General features: G+C 38.0%; 9 protein-coding genes and 1 pseudogene. 5 read left to right on the top strand and 5 right to left on the bottom strand.

Features of this window, described 5'->3' with window-relative positions; all coding sequences use genetic code 11:
• A pseudogene (locus tag NSB25_RS28590) lies at positions 1-93 on the top strand (IS5/IS1182 family transposase); the annotation flags it as partial.
• A gap of 157 nt (positions 94-250) precedes the next feature.
• Here the strand turns inward: NSB25_RS28590 and dmpI are convergent.
• The 5 genes from dmpI to NSB25_RS28565 form a co-directional block, all read right to left on the bottom strand.
• Positions 251-460, bottom strand: a complete 210-nt coding sequence (gene dmpI / locus NSB25_RS28585) for a 4-oxalocrotonate tautomerase DmpI (protein ID WP_103242722.1) — start codon at positions 458-460, stop codon at positions 251-253.
• Between the two features lie 48 nt (positions 461-508).
• Positions 509-925: a YjdF family protein gene (locus NSB25_RS28580; protein WP_103242721.1), complete on the bottom strand. Its 417-nt coding sequence runs from the start codon at positions 923-925 to the stop codon at positions 509-511.
• A 290-nt stretch (positions 926-1215) separates the two neighbouring features.
• Positions 1216-1986: a hypothetical protein gene (locus NSB25_RS28575; RefSeq protein ID WP_103242720.1), complete on the bottom strand. Its 771-nt coding sequence runs from the start codon at positions 1984-1986 to the stop codon at positions 1216-1218.
• A gap of 117 nt (positions 1987-2103) precedes the next feature.
• Positions 2104-2394, bottom strand: coding sequence for a tyrosine-type recombinase/integrase (locus NSB25_RS28570; protein ID WP_330406392.1), 291 nt, complete (start codon positions 2392-2394; stop codon positions 2104-2106).
• 15 nt (positions 2395-2409) lie between these two features.
• Entirely contained in the window at positions 2410-2643 is a 234-nt protein-coding gene (locus NSB25_RS28565; RefSeq protein WP_242982645.1) for an Arm DNA-binding domain-containing protein, read from the bottom strand.
• Positions 2644-3116: 473 nt separating this feature from the next.
• On the opposite strand from NSB25_RS28565, the gene NSB25_RS28555 reads away from it, so the two are divergent.
• The 4 genes from NSB25_RS28555 to NSB25_RS28540 all read left to right on the top strand — a co-directional run bounded on the left by NSB25_RS28555 (position 3117) and on the right by NSB25_RS28540 (position 5305).
• Positions 3117-3590: a GNAT family N-acetyltransferase gene (locus tag NSB25_RS28555; RefSeq protein WP_103242719.1), complete on the top strand. Its 474-nt coding sequence runs from the start codon at positions 3117-3119 to the stop codon at positions 3588-3590.
• A 38-nt stretch (positions 3591-3628) separates the two neighbouring features.
• Entirely contained in the window at positions 3629-4135 is a 507-nt protein-coding gene (locus tag NSB25_RS28550) for a GNAT family N-acetyltransferase (RefSeq protein ID WP_103242718.1), read from the top strand.
• A 22-nt stretch (positions 4136-4157) separates the two neighbouring features.
• Positions 4158-4727: a helix-turn-helix domain-containing protein gene (locus tag NSB25_RS28545; RefSeq protein ID WP_103242717.1), complete on the top strand. Its 570-nt coding sequence runs from the start codon at positions 4158-4160 to the stop codon at positions 4725-4727.
• A 137-nt stretch (positions 4728-4864) separates the two neighbouring features.
• A complete protein-coding gene (locus NSB25_RS28540; protein WP_103242716.1) occupies positions 4865-5305 on the top strand; it encodes a GNAT family N-acetyltransferase in 441 nt (146 codons plus the stop codon).
• The last annotated feature ends 175 nt before the right edge of the window (positions 5306-5480 follow it).

Genomic DNA, 5480 nt, shown 5'->3' with positions numbered 1-5480 from the left:
GGATTCCGCCGCATTGCAACCCGGTATGATAAGCTGGCTTTCACATATATGGGATTCGTATGCCTTGCTTCAATCTTAATTTGGATAAAATGACCAAAAGTTGGTAATTTTCAAACACGCTCTAGCATCATGTAATTATTACACCAACAAGGAAATTTTATCTGCCTTTCCTCAAATTCTCCAATATCGCCATAACATCCGGCTGTGTTGGAGTGAATCTTATGCCACGTTTCAACATACCTATCATAAACTATTGATGTTTCTTTATATATTCTTCTTTGACTATATCAATCGTTTTCCCGCCAATCCCAAAATTTTTATCAGATACTTCTTTAATTGTAGTAATAAAAAACTCCTGTGGCACTTTCATAATTTCAGAAGACACTTCTGTTAGGCGTTTAATTAGCAGCTCCTTTTGCTCGTCTGATAATGCTCCACTTTCGACCGTAATATATGGCATTCCATTTTCCTCACTTTCAATTACAAATTCAACACAATTGGGGCAATATTATCTACCCCTATGCTTCTCTTTCCTTTTCTGCTGTTTCAGCTCAAGCTGCCGTTGCTTTTCTGCTTCCCGTTGCTTCCGGCTCACAGTTTTGCGTTCAGTTTTCAACTGCTCCTGCTGTAATTTTAAAGCCTGCTGCGATTTTGTACCTATCCCGGTATTCTGTACTTGTTTCCGTACTTCACGCTGTACCCGTTTAGGATTGCGACCAGCTTCTTTGACATCTGTTGCCACAGCCGGACTCAATCGTAACCGATAGTAATTTTTCAGAACAAACTCATAAATCTCATAGTCTTTTGGTTCTGCCCCAAACGTAACCTTACACACAGATAGCTTTCCATCTGATACACATTCAAACACTCCCACCCAAAACGGTTCCTCAAAAAATACTGTCAATTTTCCCGATACTTTGTCCATGACAATTCCTCCTTAAAATAATTGTGATGAACAAAGAACGGACGACCCTAAGGAGGGAGGGCTACTTACACTAAATCGGTGCGACTGGACTACCTACCAGTTCTGCAAGGTTGCCTTGCGTTGTGTTTTTATCTTTGCCTCTATATCTTATTGGACATTAGTAGTCCAATAAGCATATATTACCACAGAAACGCCCATTTTTCCACAAAAATATGGCAATCCACCTATAAACTGTAAACTGCCATGTTATCATTTCCCTTATCTGCTTTAAGTTACATGGTGCTAAGTTGTCATTTAGTTGTAGTTACTTCAGTTGCAAAAATCTTGCTACATAATTCAAAATATTCATCATAAGGTATTTCTGTTCCATTCAATGTATATTTTTCTTTGCCCTCCACATTATCATCAACAAGTTCTTCATAAAAATTCATTTCTGCAACTAAATTATCTGCTCCTTCAAATTTTTCCATATGGTATGCTTCATATCCTGTATTCATTCTGTTGCTGTGCATAATCCATGTAGAGCCATTATAAACAACATAAGAAAGCACTAGCGCATCACCCTCTCCCACAGCAAATTCATAGACCTTATTATCACGCGCATCAAGATATATGCCACCATAAGGTCCGCAAATAATCAGTTCATTTTCCCCATCATTGTCAAGATCGGCTCTTTCACCAATGGAATAAGAATCCCATTCACCAGAATCCATATCTAATTCGGTAATATAGAATGCCGATGTCGAATCTTCGGAACTGATTGCACTTATTGAACCGTTGACAAACAAATCTAATAATTCTTCTGTTTCTAAATTTGTACTTTCATCTATCTGTATACCGCTTTCCTGCTGATTTTCAGAAGATTCATCTGCATTTGCAGTTTCATTTTCTTTTATTTCCAAATCTGAACCTTCAACTGTCTGCACGCTGCTTTCTTGCTGTCTTGTAGGAGATTCATCAGTATTGACAACTTCATCTCCTTTTTCTTGTCCGCAAGCAGTAACATTTAATGCTGTCAGAAGAGCACATACCAATATTGCTATCTTTTTACATCTGTTCATATATATACCCTCCGTCAAATCACTTTATCTATATCTTTCACGTTTTAGTTATACCATTCTTATCCTCTATTTTCAACCATAAAATACAGGCATGACAACCGCCACGCCCTACATTTCTTATCGTTCTAAAGATTTTTCTAATTTGAAATGCTTGATAGGAATATGGCTTTTTCCAAGCGGCCCGGCTTTGACAACAACAGGATTGCTTTTTAATTCGTAAAACCGTACCGCATGATTGTACAATGCGCTCAATTTGGATTGCAAAGTTTTCAGATAAGTCGGCGCATAGGGCTTTCCTTTTACATCACGATAGGAAATCTGCTCATTCTGCCACTGGATAATATCTTTTGCACGAATATCGCACATCTTCTTATTCTCAAAATATGGCAATAATTTTGTGTGTAAGATATGCTCCTTTGTCAGTCAAGTATTATGTTTCATCTTCGGTTTCATATCCCTTGTGTACGCCTGCACAAATTCCCCAAAAGTCATATCCAAGTCAGCCGCTTCTTTCATACGGAAATGGTGTTCCCACTCCGTAGCTTCTCTTTTGGTTTTGAAACCTCTCTTGACTTTTCGGCAGTTCTTCCCCGTCCAGTCATAATAATGGAACGATACATACCAAGTTCCACGCTGTTCATCTTTATATGCCGCCATAATCTGCCCTCCTTATTTTCTGCGGGCGACGAGCCAAGCGAATGTGCTTGCACATTCATTTGGCGACCGCCGCAAGAGTGTGAGAACGAGTTCTCACACCCGCCTGCGCCATGCCATAGAATTTTTCTTCATAATATTTTCTGCTGACTCGTCTGGCAATTGTGATAAAACCCTTTTCTTCCAGTTCCTCATTCATCTGTCGTACTAATTTGTAAGCAAATGGTGTGGCCCCCCAACTCCTACGCTACCTCCCCGGCAGTTACAAATAGTTCATTCTTCATTCAATATCCCCCTTATTTAGCATTTTTATTAAGCTCTGTGTCTGAATTATACTTAACATTTCTGTTATTATCAATAGCTTATTCGTTAAACTTATCTTTTTTATTAAATTTAGCATTTTTGATAAACTTTTGTTGCTGTATTGTCTGAATTATGCTAGAATATTTAGAGAACACAGAATTGAGAGGTCAGCTATGGACTATAAGATACGCGAAATACACAAACAAGAATATCCGTTACTGGATAATTTTCTATATGAAGCAATCTTTATTCCAGAGGGTATCGAACCTCCACCTGAAACCATCATTACATCTCCCGAATTGCAAGTTTATGTGGAGCGTTTCGGGGAATCAAAAGATGATTGGGGATTAGCGGCAGAGGTTGACGGTAAAATTGTCGGGGCTGTATGGGTTCGCATTATGAACGATTACGGACATATAAATGATGAAACGCCCTCTTTGGCAATCTCTCTTTATAAAGAATACCGGGGCTTTGGCATTGGAACGGCTATGATGAAAGAAATTCTTACCCTGCTTAAATCACATGGGTATGAACAAGTTTCTCTTTCCGTTCAAAAAGCCAATTATGCGGCAAAGATGTATCTAAAAATTGGCTTTGAGATTGTAAAGGAGAATGAGGAAGAATACATTATGGTGTACTACCTATAATAAATTTATAAATAAATTGGAAAGGGGACATTCTATTTATGAGAATCCGACCGTATATATCAAGCAAAGATTACGAATATGTATCAAGATGGATTGATAACGAAAGAACTCATGCTTTTTGGTGTGCAAATCTTTTGCCATACCCCATGACACAAAAATCTTTCCATGATTTATTAGAAAAAAATGCAATGGACTGGACGGACAGCGCTTATGTAGCAACTGAAAACAGCGGGCAAGCAATAGGCTTCTTCTGTTATTCTGTCAATACAGCAGACAATATCGGTTTTCTTAAATTTGTTATTGTTGATAAAACCAAACGTGGAAAAGGTTACGGAAAAGAAATGCTGAATCTGGCTCTGCAATACGCTTTCCAAATAACCGGAGTAAAAGCGGTTCAATTAAATGTTTTCAATGAAAACACATTAGCGAAGCAATGTTATGAAAAAGTCGGCTTTGTTGAAAGAAAGATTGATAAAGATGTATTTGCATATAAAGACGAGTTATGGAGCAGAGGTAACATGATAATTTCAAAACAATCATTCTAATTTTCAGAAAGGACACATGATTATGGTATTAGGAGAACGGATAAAGAGAATACGCACGTTCCGGGGCTTGACACAGCGTGAACTAGGCTTAAAATTGGGATATGAGGAACGAAATGCTGATGTACGTATCGCACAGTATGAATCCGGCTATCGTGTTCCCAAAAACAACACTTTAATGGAAATGGCAAAGATACTGAACGTCAATTATATCCATTTTATTGGCGTTACCCCCGGCTGCACCGAAGATATTATGCTTACATTCCTTTGGCTTGATGAAGATGACCGTAGCACGATCCATTTATTTCAGCTTGTCCGCAATCCCGGCAAGTGCAACGCTTCTGATGATAAATCGGTGCTTTACTATGACAATGACGACTGGCCTGCTCATGCTCCGGTAGGTATGTGGCTAGAGTACGGTTTAGTCAATGATTTCATGCGAGAATGGTATTTAAGGAAAGAGCAGTTGAAGAGTGGGGAGATTTCAGAGGACGAATATTTTGAATGGAAAGTCAACTGGCCTGCTACGAGTAGTAAAGTTGATTACAATGGAAAAGATGATAAAAAATGCAGTTACCAATGGCGTAGAAAATAACTTCCGTATTATAAGCATATTTGCTTTATAAAAATACATTTATGAAAGGACTGATGTAGATATGAAAAATAATCAAAATTGTGTTTGGAGGATACACAGAAAATAATCCTCCAATAAATAAAATCGGAGGAATTACTATGAATTTTTTATCAATCACATCATCTAACGATATGTGGAAAAAAGTAAGCCAATTTGCACAAAACTGCTCATGGAGAGCTGGAAAATCTCTGTCCCAAAGTATGTCTGACAATATCTTTTCAGATTGGGAGCGTGTGATAGTTGCTCTGCATGAAAATGATATTGCGGGTTACTGTACTGTTGCAAAAAGTGATTGTATTCCAAATGTTTCATATACGCCTTACATTGGCTATATGTTTGTTGATGAAAAGTACAGAGGACAGCACCTAAGCCAAAAACTTATTTTTTATGCAATATCCTATTTACAGACACAGGGATTTCATCAAGTTTATTTGGTTAGTGACCATGAAAATTTTTACGAAAAGTATGGTTTTAAAGTCATTGACAAAAAAATGGCACCTTGGGGAGAATTTGAAAAAATCTATATGCGTGAGATATAAGAATTTTCATTATTCACTCATATAGGTATCAAAAAGGTATCACGCCATCAATCGAGTAGGAGGTAGGCGATTATTTCGCCTACCGACCTCTCACACCACCGTGCGTACCGTTCGGTACACGGCGGTTCAATCAACTTAACATGTTCCACACCTTACGGTGTAGTAGTCTAACATA

This window comes from Acetatifactor muris (genome assembly GCF_024623325.1).
GTDB lineage: Bacteria > Bacillota > Clostridia > Lachnospirales > Lachnospiraceae > Acetatifactor > Acetatifactor muris.
This window is presented reverse-complemented; position numbering and strand designations above follow the sequence as displayed.

Coding starts and splice junctions, on each gene's coding strand:
- dmpI (WP_103242722.1), bottom strand. CDS start 460: ATGCCATATATTACGGTCGAAAGTGGAGCATTATCAGACGAGCAAAAG.
- NSB25_RS28555 (WP_103242719.1), top strand. CDS start 3,117: ATGGACTATAAGATACGCGAAATACACAAACAAGAATATCCGTTACTG.
- NSB25_RS28550 (WP_103242718.1), top strand. CDS start 3,629: ATGAGAATCCGACCGTATATATCAAGCAAAGATTACGAATATGTATCA.
- NSB25_RS28580 (WP_103242721.1), bottom strand. CDS start 925: ATGGACAAAGTATCGGGAAAATTGACAGTATTTTTTGAGGAACCGTTT.
- NSB25_RS28565 (WP_242982645.1), bottom strand. CDS start 2,643: ATGGCGGCATATAAAGATGAACAGCGTGGAACTTGGTATGTATCGTTC.
- NSB25_RS28540 (WP_103242716.1), top strand. CDS start 4,865: ATGAATTTTTTATCAATCACATCATCTAACGATATGTGGAAAAAAGTA.
- NSB25_RS28575 (WP_103242720.1), bottom strand. CDS start 1,986: ATGAACAGATGTAAAAAGATAGCAATATTGGTATGTGCTCTTCTGACA.
- NSB25_RS28545 (WP_103242717.1), top strand. CDS start 4,158: ATGGTATTAGGAGAACGGATAAAGAGAATACGCACGTTCCGGGGCTTG.